Raw genomic sequence first — 18,434 nt, 5'->3', positions numbered from 1 at the left:
ACAAGTTGCTAGGCTCGCAGACCCCGAAACCAGGCCTCGTAGTGGTTTCCAAGTATGGGGCCGGGCAGGGATCATCCATAGAATAGGTAACTACTTAAAACCGATTACGGTTGCCCCTTTTTTGTTACCGATAGATGGATGATTGAAATGAAAAGAGCCGCATCACTGTACAAAGGGTGGAGAATGAAGCGCAACTTCCTCCACCTGGTCATGACCATGGAACCCCGCCTTCTCAAGGACGTTGGGTACCCACCTGAGCTTGTGGCACAGCGTCTGGATACACCGTTCTGGAAGTTTTAAAAAGCGAGTTGAGGCGGTTATTTCAGCACAGCTGCCTGTAGGAATCGTAGTAGCTTGTGGTTGTTCGCATGAGCAATGTTAATTCGCAGAGCGGACTCCCCGTTTTGGTCAGCCAGCTCAAAAAGTTGGCTGGGCGCCAGAAAAATACCTTCTCCTGCAGCCCGCCTGCTTAGTGCCATGACGTCCACGCCAGGTGGAAGCGGGCACCACAGGTAATACCCTCCTGCAGAGCTTTCGATGTTGTCCAGGCCAATGCCCCTCAACGCCGATACCGCGTCGACACTGGCATTGGCCACCCGATCCCGTAGTCTCTTCAAATGACGACGATACCGACCCTTGACGATCATCTCGTGAACAATGCGTTCCGTGGTGCTGGAACTGTTAACCACCGTCAGCATCTTGATGTCCGTCAGTGACGTGATCAGCGCAGAATTAGCCGCGATATACCCGCAACGCAGGCTGGCCGACAACGTTTTTGAAAACGTTCCCACGTAGATTACTCGGTTCAGCGCATCCAGTGACGCGAGGTGAGGTGTTGCCTTTGGCAGTATATCGGCAAAGGGATCGTCTTCGATTAAAACCAGATCATACCTTTCCGCTATCGTGAGTAGCCGATGCATCTTCTGCAGTGACGTGGAAGTGCCTGTTGGATTGTGAGCCATCGGTTGAACGAAAAACAGTTTTGGCCGGAACCGCCGTATCTTTTCCTCCAGCATCTCCAGATCTGGGCCATCGGATTCCCGCTTTACGCCAATGACGTTGGCTTTTTGAAGTTTGAGTTTGCCAAACATCGGGTAATATCCTGGCGTTTCGACCAGAACAGGGTCGTTGGGCTGCACGAAATGGCGAACGATCAGGTCGAGCGCATGGTTGGCACCAAACGTCATCAGAATCTGGTCGGGACTCGCGCTGATTGCCCGGTCAGTCAAAGCTCGGGCAATGTCTTCCCGTAAAGCCTGAAGGCCTTGTGGTCTGCCATACTCGAAGTCGTCGGCAAGATCGGAAGCGCTGCCTGTGCGCTTGAGGTATCTGCCGATCTCCGAACTTTCCATCCAGGTTGCGGGTAGGCGGCCGTCACCTGCCCGGATTTCATAGTGCTGATTCAATTGTTCGCGCAAGAGTGAAACAAGATCCAGGGCTTCTGTGACGTGCTCGGAGTAGGGAACAGGTTGTGTCGGGTTAGCCGCCTGCACGTAGAATCCGGAACCCCGCCGAGGGCTGATGTAACCGGTTGCCACCAAACGGTCGTAGGCGTCCGTTACCGTGTTCTTGGAGACCCCATGGCTTTCGGCCGCCACCCGGATGGACGGCAGCCGTGACCCGGGCATCAGCTGTCCCGATTCAATCTGATGAATCAATGTGTCCGCGATGTGTTGCGCCCGGGAGACTTCGTTTGCCATATTAACTCCAAATTGTACCAGTAAATAAGCTGGTACAGTCCGTGGTACACATGCCACAAGTGTCACTTGTCCATTTTAGTCAGCTGTCCTAGTTTGTACAGGTGCGCCGTGCAGGTGTACGCGGCAATAACAAACACAATAACCAAGAGTACGATGGAGAACACTATGAACGAATCGATACGCCAGAAGACCGTTGTCGGTCTTCGTCATGCCTGCAAAGGTTTGGTTGCTGCCGCCGCGATTTTTACCGGTGTGACGTCGGCCACAGAGTTGCCTGAAGTGAACTGGCGAATGCAAGCTCTGTGGGATGCAGGAACCACCCCCTACGAATTTGAGAAACGATTTGTCAGCCGTGTTTCGGAACTGACCAATGGTCAATTTACTATCCGGCTTTTTGCCGGCGGCCAACTGGCTCCTTCCGCTCAGGCTTTTGAAGCCGTAAGGGGTGGTGCCTTTGAAATGATGAAAACCTTTGATGGTTATGAGGCAGGCTCGATACCCGCGTTTGCATTCACAAGCACGATACCGTTCGGATTTCCCGAGTCAGATCAATATGAAGCCTGGTTCTATGAGCGTGGCGGCCTTGAGTTTGCTCGCGAAGCTTATGCAAAAGCAGGGCTTTTTTATATCGCACCGACCGTTTACGGCCAGGAACCCATTCACTCCAAGTTTCCGTTAAACACACTGGCCGACGTTGAAGGTAAAAAAGGTCGTTTTGTCGGCCTGGCCAGCACCGTGATGTCAGAATTTGGTGTATCGACCACGCCGTTGCCAACCGCCGAAGTCTATCAAGCGCTTGAAAAAGGAGTTATAGACTTCGCTGACAGGGGCGATCTGACCGCCAATTTCGAAGCCGGCCTTGGTGAAGTTGCCAAGTACGTTATCGTGCCAGGCTTCCACCAACCTACCACCGCTACCAGCTATGTTGCCAACCAGCGTGCCTACGATAAATTGCCAGATTACTACAAGGCTGCGCTGGAAAGTGCTGCACGTGAGGTATCCGCAGCGCTTCGCCAACACAACGTGGCTCAGGACGCAGTCGCTTTAAAGAAGTTTGAAGAGCAGGGAGCCGAAATCATCCACCTGGACGCCAATACCGTGGCGCAAGGTCGCCCCACCGCAATGAAAGCCTGGGAAAAAGCTGCTGGCGACGATGAACTTGCCAACAAGGTCCTGGACAGTCAGGTCGAGTTCATGAAGGAACTGGGACTGCTGGAATAATACCCACCCTGCCATAAATCAGAACCAGCCCGGTCCCCGCCGGGCTGATACCGCAGAGTGAGGAGTGGTTATGTCTATTGTTCAGGGCTACTGCAAGGCCGTCACCAGTCTGAATCGGTGGTTGGCAGTGTTGGCATCGTTGTTGGTGTTCATCATGGTGGCTGTTATTTCCTATGAAGTGGTGGCCCGCTACTTTTTCGATGCGCCGACTGTCTGGGCGCTGGAATTGTCCACGCTGCTGCTTGGCCCCTACTTTATGTTGGCTGGCCCGTATCTGCTGCACACCGCAGGACACGTCAATGTCGACATTCTCTATGGCAAATTGTCTGCAAAGGCAGCAGCTATCGTCGATACGGGCATCTATCCTGTTATCGGGTTAATCGCCTGTGTGCTGATCTGCCAAAGCATTCCTGTTGCGGTTAATTCAATTGAATCCGGTGAAACGTCGTTCTCGTCCTGGAATCCGGCAATATGGCCGGCAAAAACCTTGATACCGGTTGCCTTTACTCTTTTGTTGCTCCAGTCAATTGCGGAAACGTTGCAGGCAATCGTACGAATTAGGACGGGTGGGGGGAGCGTGTCATGAGCTCGACCTTTGTTCTGTCCGCGATGTTTATTTCCCTGCTGGTGCTGTTGCTAAGCGGGATGCCACTTGCGTTCGTTCTTATATCCCTGGCGGTGCTTTTTACTGTAACGCTCTGGGGAACAGATGCCCTTGTTCTTTCCGTTTTGCAGACATTCGATGTCATGACATCCGATGTACTTCTTGCAATACCACTCTATGTGCTCATGGCCAGCATCCTACAGCGGTCGGGAATCATAGAAGCCTTGTATAAGGCCATGGAACTTTGGTTCCGACGACTACCCGGTGGGCTGGCGGTGGGTACCATCGCAATATGCACTGTGATGGCGGCGATGACCGGCATCGTAGGGGCGGCCGTTGCGGCAATGGGAATTCTGGCACTGCCATCCATGCTCCGCCGAGGCTATGACGAAAAACTCGCACTGGGCACCATTTGTGCCGGTGGCACCCTAGGAATCCTGATCCCTCCGTCCATCATCACCATTGTTTACGCGGCAACCGCGCAGGTGTCGGTGGGCAAAATGTTTGCGGCGGGTATCATTCCGGGCATGGTCTTGGCAGGGCTGTACATTGCCTATGTGGTGATCCGCACCCTTTTAAAGCCGAGTGTGGCACCACGTCCGGAGCAGGTGGATGTATCGGTACGTGAGATGTTTGCGTCGCTTAAGTCCCTCATACTTCCAGCGCTGATTGTCTTCAGTGTGCTTGGGAGTATCTATGCGGGTATCGCCACACCGACTGAGGCCGCGGCCGTTGGCGTGGTGGGTGCTATGGTTTCAGCAGTTTTGCAGCGCACCTTCACACCCGACAACCTGAGTGCCGCCGCAATGGATACATTGCGTGTGACGACCATGATCATGTGGATCACCATCGGCGCCAAGATTTTCGTATCGATCTTCACCGGTACTGGCGGCGCGGACTCCCTGTTGACGTTTATCCAGGATCTGGAACTAAACCGCTGGCTGGTGTTACTCGCAATGATGGGCATCCTGGTGCTGCTAGGACTGTTTCTGGATGAGATCGGCATCATTCTGCTTTGTGTACCGGTGTTCCTTCCCATTATCAACGCTTTCGACTTTGACCCGATCTGGTTTGGCGTGTTGTTCCTGATTACTGCGCAGATGGCCTATATCACCCCGCCGTTCGGATACACCCTGTTCTACATCAAAGGGGTGCTTCCAGCCGGTATCGGGATGGAAACGGTCTATCGGGCCATTGTTCCTTTCCTGTTGCTTCAGATGATAGCGCTGGTGCTGTTTATGATATTCCCGGATTTGGTGACTTGGTTGCCTAACCAGCTTTCCCAGCGCCTGGCGTCCTGACAAATATAATGGAGATTCTTTAAATGCACACTCAAAACTCCCGTATATCCGGCTTCCACAAGCTTTCAATGTCAGAAAGGCTCAACAAGGTCATGGAGGTTGCCGGCCTTGATCGGAGTGTAGAGGCAAAGCTCTCGAACACCGGTAATCTTGACGCTTCTGTTGTGGACTCAATGATCGAGAACGCTGTCGGCACCATGAATATTCCGCTGGGCGTTGCGACGAACATGATTGTTGACGGCGAGGACGTGCTCATTCCGATGGCAACTGAGGAATCATCCGTCGTTGCCGCAGTTTGCAATGCTGCGAGGCAGTGTCGTGACTCCGGTGGATTTACGACATCCCTGTCAGGCTCGTTAATGATCGCTCAGGTGCAGCTCATTGATGTCAGTAATCCCGAATTTGCGCGCCTTCAGATTCTTGAGAACAAAGAGAGGATTCGAGATGTCTGTGACCAGACCGACCCGGTATTGCTGAAACATGGCGGCGGCTATCGAGATCTGGAAGTTCGGGTACTCGAGGGTGGGCGCAACGGACCCATGGTCATTACCCACCTGATCGTCGACACCCGCGATGCGATGGGCGCAAATGCCGTTAACTCTATGGCGGAGGCAGTGGCTCCTCTGATTGCGGAATGGACCGGCGGCAAGACATATCTCCGGATTCTGTCTAACCTTGCCGATCGCCGCCTCGCAAGGGCCAGGGCCACTTGGTCGCTGGATGCCATTGGTGGGGAGTCGGTTCGCGAGGGGATTCTATCGGCATTTGATTTCGCGGATATTGATCCGTACCGGGCCGCAACGCATAACAAAGGGGTTATGAATGGGGTGAGTTCCGTTGTGTTGGCCACCGGTAATGATACGCGAGCGGTTGAGGCAGGTGCTCACGCGTATGCCGCGCGGTCGGGGCAGTATCGTTCGCTGACCCGATGGGAAATAGATCAGGACGGTAATTTGACTGGAATGATCGAGATGCCGATGGCGGTCGGGCTGATAGGTGGGGCGACTAAATCACACCCGACTGCCCGCATTGCATTGGAGATCATGAATACCACAACCGCTGAAAAATTGGCCAGAGTGATTGCGGCTGTCGGGCTCGCACAAAATTTCTCGGCCTTGAAAGCGCTTGCTACCACAGGCATTCAGAAAGGGCACATGGCCCTTCATGCCAAGAACATCGCCGTCATGGCCGGTGCGGCCGGCCCGGACATTGATACCGTGGCCAGAGAGCTGGTTGAGGGCGGAATAGTACGGGTGGATATCGCTGAGGAAATCCTGCTGCGTATGCGGAGTAAAGGCGGGCCATCCTGATTCGAGACTGTGTACTGGCAAACGGTGCCACCCGTGAACGTAAAAACGGCAGCGCGGTTAGTGATCCTGGCTAAACGCAACGTTGTTGTCGACACGCTCTGCGCCGGACTGCTGACGCCATGCCAACAGGAATATGGCGAGCCCGGCAGCGGCCGTTGTGGCTCCGACATACCCCGTGGACTGCCACCCCATGCCTGCACTGATAGCCATACCGCCCAGCCAGGGACCAAGGGCATTGGCCACGTTGAAGGCCGCGTGGTGAGAGGCCGCAGCCAGCGTCTGGGCACCGTGCGCCACATCCATCAGGTGAGTTTGCAGTGCGGGCCCAAGGCCAACCATCAAGGCGACCAGGAAGCACATCACCAGCATGGTCCAGATGGTTTCCGTGGCGTAGGGATACAGAAGTAGCATGCTGATGCTCCACAGCAACATCCAGCCAACGCTGCGGAACTGGAGGCGATCAAACAGCCATCCTCCGAGGATGTTCCCAACGAACCCCCCAAGCCCGAAGACCGCGAGTGCGATCGGAATCCAGAAGGGGTCGACCCCGGTGACTTCCAGCAATGTCGGAGCCAAATAGCTGAACACACAGAACATACCGGCAAACCCGATGGAGCCGATCGCCAACGGGTACCAGATTTCCGGACGATTGAACGCCCGGATTTCTGAGAACGGGCTTTGCCGTTCCTCTTGTCGGTTGAGAGGAAGGAAAAGAACAATCATCAATTCGGTAAGAGCTGCAACAGCGCCCACGAACCCGAAGGCGTACCGCCAATCCAGGTGCTGCCCAAGAATCGTTGCCAGTGGGTTTCCGATCAACAGCGCGAAGGTGAGGCCCATCATGACCAGGCTCACTACCTTGGCGCGCTTGTTAAACGGTACGAGTGAGGCGGCGACCAGAGCAGCAACACCGAAATAGGCCCCATGGGGAAGGCCGGCAATGAACCGGAACACCAGAAGTGATCCATACCCCGGTGCCAGGGCACTGGCAATATTTCCCAGTGCGTAGAACGACATCAATAGGATCAGCAGGTGCCGGCGATAGAGTCTGGCTCCACCAATGGCCAGGATCGGGGCGCCCACGACGACGCCCAGCGCGTACGCACTGATCAAGTGGCCAACCTGTGGTTCCGTAACACCCAGATCCGCAGCAACGCCGGGCATAAGCCCCATGATGGCGAACTCTCCCGTACCTATCCCGAATCCGCCCATGGCGAGAGAGAATATGATCAGTGTAATCCTGGCGGGAGAGTAGGGGGCTTCCTGCAATTGAGAGGGCATGGGGTGGTTGGCCTTGGCTACCAGTCAGTAAATTTGAAACAAGGCCATCCAGTGTGAGCTAATCCAAGGCACTTCGGAATACGCGTATGTCCTCAGATCAGCCAGCCGAAGAGGAAGTCGAATAGCGAGCTGAAAAAACCGCCACTGCTCTTGGTGACAGTGGTTGGTTCCGAAGTGTTGTCTGAGGACGAACTTGTGGCCTGCAATGATTCCGAAATCTCCGGATCGCCAGAAGTCGTCGTTTCCTGTGGCAACTGATAATCAACATCCGTTGATGTCTCTTCGGTCGCCTCGGAAGGCACATTGAGTGCTATGGAAGGCTCGGCATCAACGGTTGAAAGCTCTTCGACAGTGGAGGGCTCCTCAACAATCTGGCGCTCGACAGTGGTTTGGGGCTTTTCCGTGGCTGAGGGCATCTCCGTGGCTGAGGGCTCTTCAGCAACCGCAACTGCAACAGGTTCGCTTTCCGGTTCTTCTACTGTTTGAGGGGCGGGCATTGATGCTTGGGCTATTGTCGGCTCGGGCTGAATTACCGGGTTATCATCCGTTGCCAGAATGGCATCAGGTACAGGTACCGCTTCTTCTTCCAGGGGTGGTGATTCTGTCGAAACCAGCGCTGGCTCGGGTCGGACCTCTGGCTCAGGCGCTGCAGCAACGGGTTGTTCCTCATTGGCCGACCCGAAACGCTCCTTGTCGATTCCCGCATCAGCCATCGCCCCCTCACGGTTCTGCGCGGTGTTGCCAGTCACTGGATCGCCATCCTTAAAGGCGATTCCCAGGGCGGACAGCGTTTGTGGGTCCAGGTCTCCAGTGGCCTGCAACCCGTCGTGACCCGATTGATACTTCCGGATGGCTGAGCGCAGGGTGTTATCCATCCACCCATCGGCTTTGCCGATATCGTAGCCTGCGCCATAGAGGGCATTTTCAGCAGCAAAGATGGTGTCGGCAGGATCGGCCTGAGCGACTGCACAGAAGGACACCGTCAACGCGGCAAGAAAACCGGGCATCCTGGTAAAACGTGAATGGCTCATGGGTAAATCTCTCCCTGATACGCCGTATTGCTTTTGTTTGAGTATCGAAAGTATCAGTAATTGAACATGTCGCCTATGACGCAGTTAACACAAGCGGAAAAGGGCTCTAGTCCGATGTCTTGAAGCGACGTACCAGGCCGTTAAGGTCCTCTGCCATATCCGCCAGGGAATTGCTGGATTGGTTTACGTGGGCGATATCGTCGGTGAGTTTATCAATGGCACTACTACTGGCCTCCACGTTCTGAGTCATTTCAGCAGCGGTCGCCCGCTGTTGCTCGGTGGCGCTTGCAACTTGTGTCGTCATGTCCACGATCCGGTTCACGGCAGCCATAATTTCCGACAGGGCAGCACCGGATTTGCCAGCTTCTTCACTGGCTTCCGAGGCCATCTGTTTGGCCTTACTCATATCAACCACCGCGCCAGCGGCACCGCTTTGCAGATTCGAAACGATCCGCTCGATATCGACCGTGGAATCCTGAACCCGCTTGGCGAGGCCACGAACCTCATCGGCAACCACCGAAAACCCGCGTCCCGCGTCTCCCGCACGCGCTGCTTCAATGGCGGCATTGAGGGCAAGGAGGTTGGTTTGTTCTGCGATGGCCTGGATAACGTCCAGTACGTTTCCGATCTCACCGGACTCATCTTCAAGTCGCTGGATGCGCTTTGACCCTGCTTCGACCTGTTCCGCCAGTCGGGTAACGGATTTAATCGCGGTCGACACCGTTTCCTGACCGGTTCCTGCCAGGTCGGCAGCCTGGCGTGCGGATTCATCCGTGTCATTGGTGTTGGAGGCGATCTCGTCGGAGGTGGAGACCATTTCCTGCATCGCCGCCGAAACCTGAGTCACCTGATCCCGTTGTTGCTCGGCGTTGGCCGTGGTGCTGTTTGTAATACCGGACAACGATTCGGATTCCGTACTGAGACGCCGAGACGACGCAACAATCTGGGAAATAATGTCTTCCAGCGTTTCCAGGAAGGCATTTACCGCAGAGATAAAATCGCCGATTTCGTCCGGGCGGCCCTTGGTCAGCCGGGTAGAAACGTCGCCTTCGTTATTGCCGATATTTTCCAGGTAACCCAGAATTTCCGACCGCGCACGTTTGACGCTGTTGCCCATCATGCGGCTCATCAGCAGGGCGACGACCAACCCCAGAATGACAGACGCAATAAATGCGGCGAGTGTCAGCTTAAGCGCATCCTCGGTCTCTGCTTCGGCTTCGTCTGCCACGGTTTCGAGGGAGGCAAAAACCTCTCTCTCAAGACCCTGAGCCATGTCAGTGATTTGGGGTCCCAGAACGTCAAGCTTGTCTTCTTTCGTCCGGATCATCGCTTTTTGCTGAACCAGCAGTTCATTGACCGATGACTGGTATTTCCCAAGTGCCTCTATCGCCGTATCGACATACTGCCTGACGTAACCGGGGACTGAGTCCATATCCAGAAACTCGAGCGCATCGGAAATATCCTCCATGGCATAACCCAGTGCCGTTTCCGAGGACTCGTCGCCATCAGCAAAGAAGCGCTGTGAGGCCATTCGCATCATGAGCGTATCGTGAATCAACTGTTCCAGAACAACTCGCAACCGGCTGTCCGGCTCTCTGTTGGTAACGCCATCCATAGCCCTGCGCAGCGCCTCTGAAGCAGTGGGGCCGTATTGGTCGAGTTCATTGGCAATGATATTTTTGACTTGCTGCTTGGTGGGTACCAGTTCGTTATTGAAGACATTCGCGTACTGCAGTGTCGCCTCTTCGATCTCAGCAACCAGTTGCACGCGGTTGGTACTTTTAATCGTCTGCTGCGCCGCTGATAGCTCACTGAAAAAATCCGTCTCGAGCTGCTTGAAGCGTGCCAGGATGTCTTCGTTACCGGTAGCGTAGTAGTCAAAGACTCCCAATCTCATATTGTAAAGATTGATTAGCACACCGGTCGCAACGGCGGTTTCCGGTGCAAGATCCCTTGCGACTGTATCCATTCGCGCATCAAGGTTTTGAAATTCCCGGACGCTGTAGAAGGTTACGAGTGCGAATAAAAGCAGAATAAAAACAGGTGCGATCAGGAGTTTTCCGCTGACACCTAGCCGACGCTCAATAACTTCTAATTTTTCTACAGCCACTGGTCTGCCCCTCTATGCATGCGAGATCTCTTGGTTAACGGCGGGTTCGGGATAATCTGGAGCCGCTTAGCCAATTTATTCAACGAAGTTTGCTTGGGTCGCAATCATGGGGGAAAGCTCCAGGTTCCAGTGAGCCATGCCGCTTCGGCTGTATATGTAGTGCCCGCTCAGGGAATTCATTTTGGGGATGCGGGCGGGTTTGACACCATTCATGATGAGGGACGCCAAGCGGGCGGCAGTGATGCCCTCCTGGTGAGCCGAAATGGTGAAGCCGCCAATCGCTTGCTGCTTACCAATGTTAATATCCCAAAAGGAAAAGATGGGAACCCGGCTTTGATTAAATGCCCTCGTAATGAGTTCGTCCGGTGCGATGTAGGTGCCCTCTGTGTCTCGGATGGTGTGGTGGGTCCCAACGATGATTGCATCGTACAGTTCGTGGGCCTGAACTACCGACTGCAACCAGGTGTCTTTGTCGTTGGTAAGGACGATGTCCAGTTTGGAGCCATATATTTCGGCACTTCTCTTGTCGCCGAAATATTCATTGACTGCGTTTCGCATGGTGGGTGAATCGTCCATTAATACCAGAAAGTGCTCATCCACTTTCAGTACTTTCTGCAGATGACGGATGCTCTCCTCAAAAAATGGCCGTTCCAGCAAGCCGGCGACCAAATCGTGTTCAAGGGTAGGGTGCTGCGCCGGACCGCCGTTGACGCCCAGGAATACCACCGGAATCTTCCGTTCAACCAAGTGGTTGGCCATCAGGGAGAATGCGTTGTCATCTCCAAGAATGGCAATGTCAGGCTGGATCTCGGTAATGGATTGTTGGAGGCGGGCTACTTTTTGGGGCCATTCTGATTTCGGTAATCGTTTGGTGTCGAGGGCAAGCACGCGAATATCGTGGTCCTCGCCCAGCACTGATTGGATGGCGGCAATATAATCGGCGTCCCATTTGTAGCCTTGATGATAGCTTTCGATAATCACCACGGTTTTGCTGAAACACAGGGGGCTTACCAGCAGAAAAGCCAGGAGGAGCGTACGCATTGGGTGTTCCTTGTTATTTTCCGAGTGAAGTCTGCACCCGTTCTTTCTTGTTGAAAGCGCTTGTTATTATCGTTATTCCACTACGCCAAACAGGAACCGTGCCAAATTTATAAGTTAATGTTTTATAACGGTATTTGTTGCAATGGCAGGCATCGGAATGGGTTTATTGGTGCCGAGTGTCTGGTTTCAAGGACACAATGACCTGGATAGGGGAAAGCTTGTCTTGTTAATCGGACAGCACTGTCCTGATCTCCGGACTTTGATGGATTTCACGATCTCCGTGTTTCAGGCATCTTTTTCTGAGTTGGCAGCTTGGCTGGACGCCCAGGCGAACCCGAGCAACCCGACAATTGGGCCGGGAACCAGAAGCCAGGCGGCGTCCAGACCGATATGATCGAACAGCGCAGTGGTTGCGGCTATCGATACCACTGAAATTGCAAAGCCGATGGAGTTCTGGATCGCCAGTGCGGCACCGACCACTTCTTTCGGGCAAGCCTGGGCGGCCAGAGCGGAGAACTGGGGCGAGTCCGCGATCACGGTGGCGCCCCAGGCAAGTAGAAGGACTCCCAGCCACATGGCGGGTAAGTCACGCCAGAAAAGGGCAAACACCACAGCGCAAACGCAGGAGGATGCCAGCGCACCGAGCGCGACCTTTGTGCTCCCAATACGACGTGACAGAAATCCCCCGACGAGACACCCCAAAGCCCCAATGCCTATGATACTGAACGCCATGCCCGATAATCCGACGGCCGAGTACTCACTGAGCAGTGCCGTGTTGGCCACAAGCAGTGGTACTACCGTCCAGAACGCGTAGAGCTCCCACATGTGCCCGAAATAGCCCAGAGCTGCGGCACGAAATCGATTGACCTTGAAGGCGTCAAAGACCGTCAGCTGACGCTCGGAGGTGGTGCCCGACGCATGCTTCGCCTGACCTGTACCGGGTAAATGGGGCCCGTCCCCAAGCAGGTGGATAAGGAATGCACCAAGCAGTGCAAGCATCGATGACGCAAGGATAACGTACTGCCAGGGAAGATCCGCACCGGCTTCTCGTAATGCATGGGGCAGTGCGGTGCCAAGCGTCAACATTGCGACAAGCTGGGCAAGGGCCTGTCCGGTCCTTTCAGGAGCCCAACTGACAATCAACTTCATGCCCACGGGGTAGATACCCGCCAAGCTAAGGCCGACCAGGAAGCGGAACACAATGCCACTGGCCAAGCCCTCCGAAAACCAGGCGAAGCAGGCATTGAATAACGCGCCGCAGGCTGCACTGACCACGAAAATGAGACTCGCACGATACCGTTCTGCCAGGCCTCCCAAAGCCATGATCATTGTGCCCAGGATAAAACCGCCCTGAACGGCGCTGGTCAGCCAGCCAATATCAGCAGCACTGATTTGCCAACTGGTCATCAGAGTGTCCGTGGCACTGTTGGCGCTGAACCACAGCGATGTTCCGAACAGTTGAGCGAGGGCGATTGTCGCAACGGGGCCAAGCCAGCGCAAAAATCTTGAAGGGATGGGGGGAGCCCCCTCAAATTGTCCAGACGTCATAAGTGCGCTCCATATCCGTCGCGGCCATCAGTGTAGACTGACCGGCTGGCACAGTATACTGATGCACCATTCGTCATTTGTCGTAGAACCTGGGCGCCAGATGAAATGGGCAGGAGTGTGGCAGGTTTTCAGTGTTCGCTGGAAGCGTGGTACCTTCGGGCAAGACTTTATCGTTGGATATCAGAAAACTAAAGCGGGTGGATAGACTTTATGGACGTAATAATCATCGGCGCGGGGATTATGGGGACCACTTTTGCCACGTTGGCAAAAGAGCTGGCTCCTGAGTTGAACATCACCATCCTGGAGAGATTGGAGAGCGCTGGAGAGGGTAACTCGTGGGTGTTCAACAATGCCGGCACGGGACACGAGGCAAACTGCGAGCTGAACTACACGCCGGTGGATGAAGAAGTTATCTCCGTCGAAAAAGCCTTGAAGATCCATGCGCAATTCAATGTGGCCAAGCAGTTTTGGGCGCACCTGATCAAGAAAGGCGCCATTAAGGACCCCAAGACGTTTATCAATCAGACCAAACACTGCACCATCGTGTCTGAATCCTCAATCGATGAATTGCGACTGCGGTTCAAGGAAATGTCCGCTCATCATTTTTTTGAGAGTATGCGTTTCTCAGAGGATTTCGACGAAATCAAGAGCTGGATTCCCTATCTGATGGAAGGGCGTCCTCGCCATGAAAAAATGGCGGCGACTGTCATAGAAACAGGCACGGACGTAAATTTCGGTGCTCTGACCCAACAAATGGCGAAACATGCCGCCCAGGATCTCGGTGTGAAGATTGAGTACGGCACCCACGTAAAACGCGTGCACAAGAGCCCAGCAGGGAGCTGGCTTGTTGAAACCGAACGTCACGGAGCGCCCGTGCGTTACAAGGCCGATGTGCTGTTTGTTGGTGCGGGTGGGGGTGCATTCCCAATCCTGAAGAAAAGCCACCTGCCATTTGCAAAGCGGTTTACTGGCTTTCCAGTTGGTGGGCGTTTCCTACAGGCCCCGATCAGTGCAGAGCAGGCTGATCATTACCGGGCAAAAACCTACGGTAAAGCAAAAGTGGGCGCGCCTCCCATGTCTGTGCCGCATCTGGATCTTCGGGTGGCGGATGGCCAGCACTACTTACTGTTCGGCCCTTTCGCCTCCTTCAAGCCCGTTCTTGAGAAAGGCCGAGGGCTCTTTGACTACCTTCGGGCAATGCGCCTGCATGATATCCCAGGTCTGCTGAATGTCACTCTGGAGCACTTTCCGTTGGTGAAATACCTGGTTTCAGAGACCTTCAAGGGCGAGAAGAGCATGTTCGAAGAGCTTGAAAGCTTTGCGCCCGGCCTGAGCAGAAAGTTTGACTGGAAACCGGTTCACGCCGGCCAACGGGTACAGATTATCAAGGACGGCGATCTGCAGATGGGAACGGAAATCCTCGTGTCCAAGGACAAAACGTACGGAACGTTGTTGGGGGCATCGCCAGGGGCATCGGTTTCGCCGGAGGTTATGCTGCGGTGCCTGGAACAACTGCTACCGGCCATTTTTACCAAAGAGGAGGCCAGGAAAGCGAAGAAAGAGATTTTTCCTGAAGATGATCTGGATACCCTGGCCACAAATCCTGATCGTTATCGGGAAATTCGTGATGCCGTTAATAAACAGTTAGGGATAGTTTGAAGTAAGGCGTTCCATGATTCCGGAGTTACGGGTCAGAATCATGGAGCGCCATATGGAGATCTCCTGAATGGGCGGTGACTGCCCTAGACGTAGAAGTCCAAATCCTCCTGGGCTTTCAACAGATCCCGCATCTTGATGGGGTCATCGCCAAAGAAGAAGACCAGGCCCCAGTGAGTGCCGAAGGCGGACCGGTCAGGAACCGTTTCTTCCACCGGTGCAACGAGTTCGTGTGACTCAAAATAGGGGTGATCAACACACTCCGGAGGCATTTCCAGCTTGCTGACCACGCGGCGGCGCGGATAAACACCGAAGCAACCGGCATAGCCCTTGGCATCGACCACTTCGCGTGGGAAGAACTTTTCCACTTCCTCTTTGGTGCTCTTGGGATCAAACACCAGCATTGACGCCTGGTACGCGTTGAACCCATACGCACGTTCAATCAGCTCAAACGCCTTGAAACCGGGTGGTCGATAAGCAACCTCACCAAAGTACATTTCACCATCAGCAGTAACGAAGTACTCCGGATGAATCAAGCCAAACTGAATATCGAACGTTTTGATCAGCAACTCAATCTGCTTGGTAATGGCATTGCGCCAGCTTTCGAGTTGCTCGGTCGCCGGAACGAAAACGGAATAGCCTAGCGTTACGTACTCAGAGATATTCAGAAACTTGATCTTGCCATCGTGAATCCATGCCTCAACGGCAAACTCCCAGCCACTCAAGTGGCTTTCCATGAGCAACGGATAGTCTTCCGCTGGAATGTTGTCAATTTCCTCAAGCGTACGGATCATCCGATGGCCGAGACAACCAGCCTTGTCAAACGCCTTAACGTGAATCGGGTCGTCCGGGTCGCCATCCAGTTTCAGCAGGGTCTAGTTTACACGCTTCATGAAACGGACGATGTCGTCTTTCTCGTGGGCCTCCTCGAAGATCCCAACCCGAATGCCGCCAAGCTGGGCACGACGCTTCATCAAAGCCTTGTCACGGAACAGAATCGACTGCCCGTACATGCGAGGGCTATTCAGGAGCACTGAGTTGATCGCCCCGGACCACTCAACGGTCTCTTCAAACAGCGGTATGGCAACATCAACGCCTTCCTCTTTCAGCCTTTGAGCAATCTCCAGGGACCGATCATTCAAACGGATAAAGTCCCAAGGGATAAAGGGAATCTTGTTTGCGGTACAGAAATCCGTAGCCCATTCTGGAGCAACTACGATGTAGCGGCGGTCGAACTTCTGTGCGGCCTTGATGGCATTGACGCTCCAGCCAAGCAGCGCGATATAGCCTTTATTCGGATCCTTTGGGGTTTCGGTTCCCTTAACAGAGTCCATGTCTGGATCGAGCCAGGCAGCCACATCATTTGATAAGGGCGCTTCTTGTGTTGTCGACATGTGTCGTTCTCCTTGCAACTTGCCGGCTTTGGAATGTAAGTGATTGAAATTATTGATAGGCAAGTATCGTGAGTTAATACATTCTCTCTAACAACATAGTCGCTATCGCCCCAAAATGAAAAGAATGCGCCGGAATCATCCGTTTCGCCATACGAACCATCTTTCACCCAACTAATATTGAATGAATGCTCAAAAATGCCTAGAGTATAAGTTCCTGAAACAGACCGCCGGAGGCCCCTAATGATCAAATTCTATTTCCACCCCAGACCCAACCCGATAAAAGTAGCCCTGTATCTTGAAGAAACAGGCACGCCTTATGAGTTGGTTCCCGTCGATACCCTCAAGGGCGAGCAACACAGCCCCGAGTACAGGGCTATTAACCCAAACGGCAAAACCCCCGCGATCGAGGATGGTGGCGTACGGGTTTTCGATTCCAACGCCATTTTGCTCTACCTGTCTGAGAAGAGTGGGAAACTGGGCGGAGCGCCCGAAGATCGGGCAGAGCTGTTGTCATGGATGATGTTTTTGGCCTCTGGCCTGGGACCCTATTCTGGTCAGTCAGTGCATTTCCAACATGCCGCACCAGAACAGATACCCTATGCCGTCAACCGCTATCAGCGCGAAGCACAGCGTCACTATGAGGTGCTTGATACGCATCTGGCTGATCGCACGTATCTGGTTGGCGAAGAATTCAGCATTGCGGATATCGCCGCCTGGGGCTGGGTTGATAAAGCTGGGGTCGTGCTCGGAAATCCGGAGCTGGCCGGCTTCCCGAACCTGAAGCGGTGGTTTGACAGCGTCAACAGTCGTCCGGCAGTCGCACGTGCCAGGGCTGTCGGCCAGGACGTTCCGTTTCAAACCGAAATGGATGAGGCCGCACGCCGGGCACTTTACCCGCAAAACTACCCTGAGCAGGCGTGAAATGATTGATCTTCATTACTGGCCAACCCCCAATGGCCATAAAATTACGATCTTTCTCGAAGAAGCGGGGCTTGAATACGATATCCACCCGGTGGATATCAGTGCTGGCGATCAATTCAAGCCATCGTTTCTAGCGATTTCACCCAATAACCGGATGCCGGCGATCGTTGATCATGCGCCGGCCACCGGCGAAGGGTCGCTTTCCGTTTTCGAGTCGGGAGCCATTCTGCTGTACCTGGCAGAAAAAACAGGCCGCTTTCTGCCTACGGATCCTCGGGGCCGTATCACCGTCATACAGTGGCTAATGTGGCAGATGGGTGGGCTTGGCCCGATGGCGGGACAGAACCACCACTTCGTAAAGTACGCGCCGGAAGAAATTCCTTATGCCATTCAACGTTACGTGAATGAGACCAATCGGCTTTACGGCGTGCTTAACCAACGGTTGGATGGACGCGATTGGGTTGCGGATGACTACTCGATTGCGGACATGGCGATTTATCCATGGATCCTGCCGCATGAGTCGCAAAAGCAGAATCTGGATGATTTTCCGAATCTAAAGCGTTGGTTCAATGCCATGCAGAAGCGACCGGCTGTTGTCAGAGCTTATGAAAAGGGAGCACCGTGGTCCAGTCGGCCGGCCGTCACGGAGGAGGGTAAAAAAGTGCTATTTGGCCAGGCAGCCAGTCGGCAGGAATAGGGGGCACACCCGATTGCCCACCAACGACTGGAGGAGGGCGTGCATACGACTTGGCCAGCTTCGAGCTTATAGGATAAGATCGTTGTTGGTCGCTAAGTCTGGATGACTCAAGTTATCCGCAGTGTCCAGGGAAAGACAGGAGTGCCAAAGGAGGTGACTTGTAACTATGGACATTCTTGATGATGAAGTGCTCAAGCGTTTAGCAACTGACACATCAAGAGGCAGGTTTCCTGTCCTGATCGCAGCATTTTTAAAAGAGATCGAGAAGTGCACTGAACAGTTGAATGCTGCGGTTAGTGAACGGGACGAAGGGAAAGTTCGTGAAATCGCCCATGTTCTGAAGAGTGTTTCAGGGACATTTGGTGCCACGCGCCTTTATGAGTCATCAACGCGTATCGAACAGGCTGCGATTGAAGAAAAGGCTTGTCACAATTTGGCTTTGATAGATCACCATTCGAAAACGGTGGGTGATACTGTATTGGAGCCTGTAAACCAAATTGTGTAACTGCCCACGACTGAGTAATCTTTTCAAAAGGATACCATCGTGGGTACACAAGTGGATCAAGAAAAACTCAAAGCCATGGCCGCAGAGCTGGCCAAAGACATCAAGTCCGAGAAA

Annotated in this window: 15 protein-coding genes and 1 pseudogene; 9 read left to right on the top strand and 7 right to left on the bottom strand. The window is 53.9% G+C overall.

From position 1 onward, the window contains the following. The first annotated feature begins 147 nt into the window (after window positions 1-147). A complete protein-coding gene (locus tag AC13D2_RS03785; RefSeq protein WP_167319384.1) occupies window positions 148-300 on the top strand; it encodes a hypothetical protein in 153 nt (50 codons plus the stop codon). Between the two features lie 17 nt (window positions 301-317). Here the strand turns inward: AC13D2_RS03785 and AC13D2_RS03780 are convergent, their stop codons facing one another. Continuing rightward, window positions 318-1,700 (bottom strand): aminotransferase-like domain-containing protein, encoded by a 1,383-nt coding sequence (locus AC13D2_RS03780; RefSeq protein ID WP_420388692.1) that lies wholly within the window; start codon window positions 1,698-1,700, stop codon window positions 318-320. A 165-nt stretch (window positions 1,701-1,865) separates the two neighbouring features. Here AC13D2_RS03780 and dctP point away from each other — a divergent pair, with 165 nt between their 5' ends. From dctP to AC13D2_RS03760, 4 genes are all read left to right on the top strand, one after another. Further along, the gene (gene dctP / locus AC13D2_RS03775; RefSeq protein WP_482938239.1) at window positions 1,866-2,921 is read left to right on the top strand and encodes a TRAP transporter substrate-binding protein DctP; all 1,056 of its coding nucleotides are present in this window, start codon (window positions 1,866-1,868) and stop codon (window positions 2,919-2,921) included. A 70-nt stretch (window positions 2,922-2,991) separates the two neighbouring features. After that, window positions 2,992-3,507 carry a TRAP transporter small permease subunit gene (locus tag AC13D2_RS03770; RefSeq protein ID WP_482938238.1) on the top strand — a complete coding sequence of 172 codons (516 nt, stop codon included), beginning with the start codon at window positions 2,992-2,994 and terminating at the stop codon, window positions 3,505-3,507. Then, window positions 3,504-4,826: a TRAP transporter large permease gene (locus AC13D2_RS03765; protein ID WP_300496320.1), complete on the top strand. Its 1,323-nt coding sequence runs from the start codon at window positions 3,504-3,506 to the stop codon at window positions 4,824-4,826. Before AC13D2_RS03770 ends, AC13D2_RS03765 begins: the two co-directional genes overlap by 4 nt. A gap of 23 nt (window positions 4,827-4,849) precedes the next feature. After that, complete coding sequence (locus tag AC13D2_RS03760; RefSeq protein WP_300496323.1) at window positions 4,850-6,136, top strand: hydroxymethylglutaryl-CoA reductase, degradative; 1,287 nt, start codon at window positions 4,850-4,852, stop codon at window positions 6,134-6,136. A gap of 57 nt (window positions 6,137-6,193) precedes the next feature. Here AC13D2_RS03760 and AC13D2_RS03755 read toward each other — a convergent pair whose 3' ends face one another. The 5 genes from AC13D2_RS03755 to AC13D2_RS03735 all read right to left on the bottom strand — a co-directional run bounded on the left by AC13D2_RS03755 (window position 6,194) and on the right by AC13D2_RS03735 (window position 13,147). Next, entirely contained in the window at window positions 6,194-7,417 is a 1,224-nt protein-coding gene (locus tag AC13D2_RS03755; RefSeq protein ID WP_300496326.1) for an MFS transporter, read from the bottom strand. 92 nt (window positions 7,418-7,509) lie between these two features. Continuing rightward, the gene (locus tag AC13D2_RS03750; protein ID WP_300496329.1) at window positions 7,510-8,448 is read right to left on the bottom strand and encodes a peptidoglycan-binding domain-containing protein; all 939 of its coding nucleotides are present in this window, start codon (window positions 8,446-8,448) and stop codon (window positions 7,510-7,512) included. A gap of 106 nt (window positions 8,449-8,554) precedes the next feature. Further along, window positions 8,555-10,417, bottom strand: a complete 1,863-nt coding sequence (locus AC13D2_RS03745; RefSeq protein WP_482938237.1) for a methyl-accepting chemotaxis protein — start codon at window positions 10,415-10,417, stop codon at window positions 8,555-8,557. 216 nt (window positions 10,418-10,633) lie between these two features. Then, window positions 10,634-11,599 carry an ABC transporter substrate-binding protein gene (locus AC13D2_RS03740; RefSeq protein WP_292048110.1) on the bottom strand — a complete coding sequence of 322 codons (966 nt, stop codon included), beginning with the start codon at window positions 11,597-11,599 and terminating at the stop codon, window positions 10,634-10,636. A 285-nt stretch (window positions 11,600-11,884) separates the two neighbouring features. Beyond that, window positions 11,885-13,147, bottom strand: a complete 1,263-nt coding sequence (locus AC13D2_RS03735; protein WP_300496335.1) for an MFS transporter — start codon at window positions 13,145-13,147, stop codon at window positions 11,885-11,887. Window positions 13,148-13,357: 210 nt separating this feature from the next. Here AC13D2_RS03735 and AC13D2_RS03730 point away from each other — a divergent pair, with 210 nt between their 5' ends. Beyond that, entirely contained in the window at window positions 13,358-14,806 is a 1,449-nt protein-coding gene (locus AC13D2_RS03730) for a malate:quinone oxidoreductase (RefSeq protein WP_482938236.1), read from the top strand. A gap of 83 nt (window positions 14,807-14,889) precedes the next feature. On the opposite strand, the pseudogene AC13D2_RS03725 reads toward AC13D2_RS03730, so the two are convergent. Further along, a pseudogene (locus AC13D2_RS03725) lies at window positions 14,890-16,197 on the bottom strand (ATP-grasp domain-containing protein). Window positions 16,198-16,437: 240 nt separating this feature from the next. Here AC13D2_RS03725 and AC13D2_RS03720 point away from each other — a divergent pair. The 3 genes from AC13D2_RS03720 to AC13D2_RS03710 all read left to right on the top strand — a co-directional run bounded on the left by AC13D2_RS03720 (window position 16,438) and on the right by AC13D2_RS03710 (window position 18,320). Then, entirely contained in the window at window positions 16,438-17,118 is a 681-nt protein-coding gene (locus AC13D2_RS03720; protein ID WP_300500229.1) for a glutathione S-transferase family protein, read from the top strand. Window position 17,119: 1 nt separating this feature from the next. After that, complete coding sequence (locus AC13D2_RS03715; protein ID WP_300500227.1) at window positions 17,120-17,815, top strand: glutathione binding-like protein; 696 nt, start codon at window positions 17,120-17,122, stop codon at window positions 17,813-17,815. Window positions 17,816-17,981: 166 nt separating this feature from the next. Continuing rightward, window positions 17,982-18,320, top strand: a complete 339-nt coding sequence (locus AC13D2_RS03710) for an Hpt domain-containing protein (RefSeq protein ID WP_482938235.1) — start codon at window positions 17,982-17,984, stop codon at window positions 18,318-18,320. Window positions 18,321-18,434 lie beyond the last annotated feature (114 nt).

It is taken from the genome of Marinobacter sp. B-12, from assembly GCF_056857915.1.
This window is presented reverse-complemented; position numbering and strand designations above follow the sequence as displayed.

Bases quoted from the DNA above. Each gene is read 5' to 3' on its own strand.
- AC13D2_RS03785 (WP_167319384.1), top strand. From the start codon at position 148: ATGAAAAGAGCCGCATCACTGTACAAAGGGTGGAGAATGAAGCGCAAC.
- AC13D2_RS03780 (WP_420388692.1), bottom strand. From the start codon at position 1,700: ATGGCAAACGAAGTCTCCCGGGCGCAACACATCGCGGACACATTGATT.
- dctP (WP_482938239.1), top strand. From the start codon at position 1,866: ATGAACGAATCGATACGCCAGAAGACCGTTGTCGGTCTTCGTCATGCC.
- AC13D2_RS03770 (WP_482938238.1), top strand. From the start codon at position 2,992: ATGTCTATTGTTCAGGGCTACTGCAAGGCCGTCACCAGTCTGAATCGG.
- AC13D2_RS03765 (WP_300496320.1), top strand. From the start codon at position 3,504: ATGAGCTCGACCTTTGTTCTGTCCGCGATGTTTATTTCCCTGCTGGTG.
- AC13D2_RS03760 (WP_300496323.1), top strand. From the start codon at position 4,850: ATGCACACTCAAAACTCCCGTATATCCGGCTTCCACAAGCTTTCAATG.
- AC13D2_RS03755 (WP_300496326.1), bottom strand. From the start codon at position 7,417: ATGCCCTCTCAATTGCAGGAAGCCCCCTACTCTCCCGCCAGGATTACA.
- AC13D2_RS03750 (WP_300496329.1), bottom strand. From the start codon at position 8,448: ATGAGCCATTCACGTTTTACCAGGATGCCCGGTTTTCTTGCCGCGTTG.
- AC13D2_RS03745 (WP_482938237.1), bottom strand. From the start codon at position 10,417: ATGGATACAGTCGCAAGGGATCTTGCACCGGAAACCGCCGTTGCGACC.
- AC13D2_RS03740 (WP_292048110.1), bottom strand. From the start codon at position 11,599: ATGCGTACGCTCCTCCTGGCTTTTCTGCTGGTAAGCCCCCTGTGTTTC.
- AC13D2_RS03735 (WP_300496335.1), bottom strand. From the start codon at position 13,147: ATGACGTCTGGACAATTTGAGGGGGCTCCCCCCATCCCTTCAAGATTT.
- AC13D2_RS03730 (WP_482938236.1), top strand. From the start codon at position 13,358: ATGGACGTAATAATCATCGGCGCGGGGATTATGGGGACCACTTTTGCC.
- AC13D2_RS03720 (WP_300500229.1), top strand. From the start codon at position 16,438: ATGATCAAATTCTATTTCCACCCCAGACCCAACCCGATAAAAGTAGCC.
- AC13D2_RS03715 (WP_300500227.1), top strand. From the start codon at position 17,120: ATGATTGATCTTCATTACTGGCCAACCCCCAATGGCCATAAAATTACG.
- AC13D2_RS03710 (WP_482938235.1), top strand. From the start codon at position 17,982: ATGGACATTCTTGATGATGAAGTGCTCAAGCGTTTAGCAACTGACACA.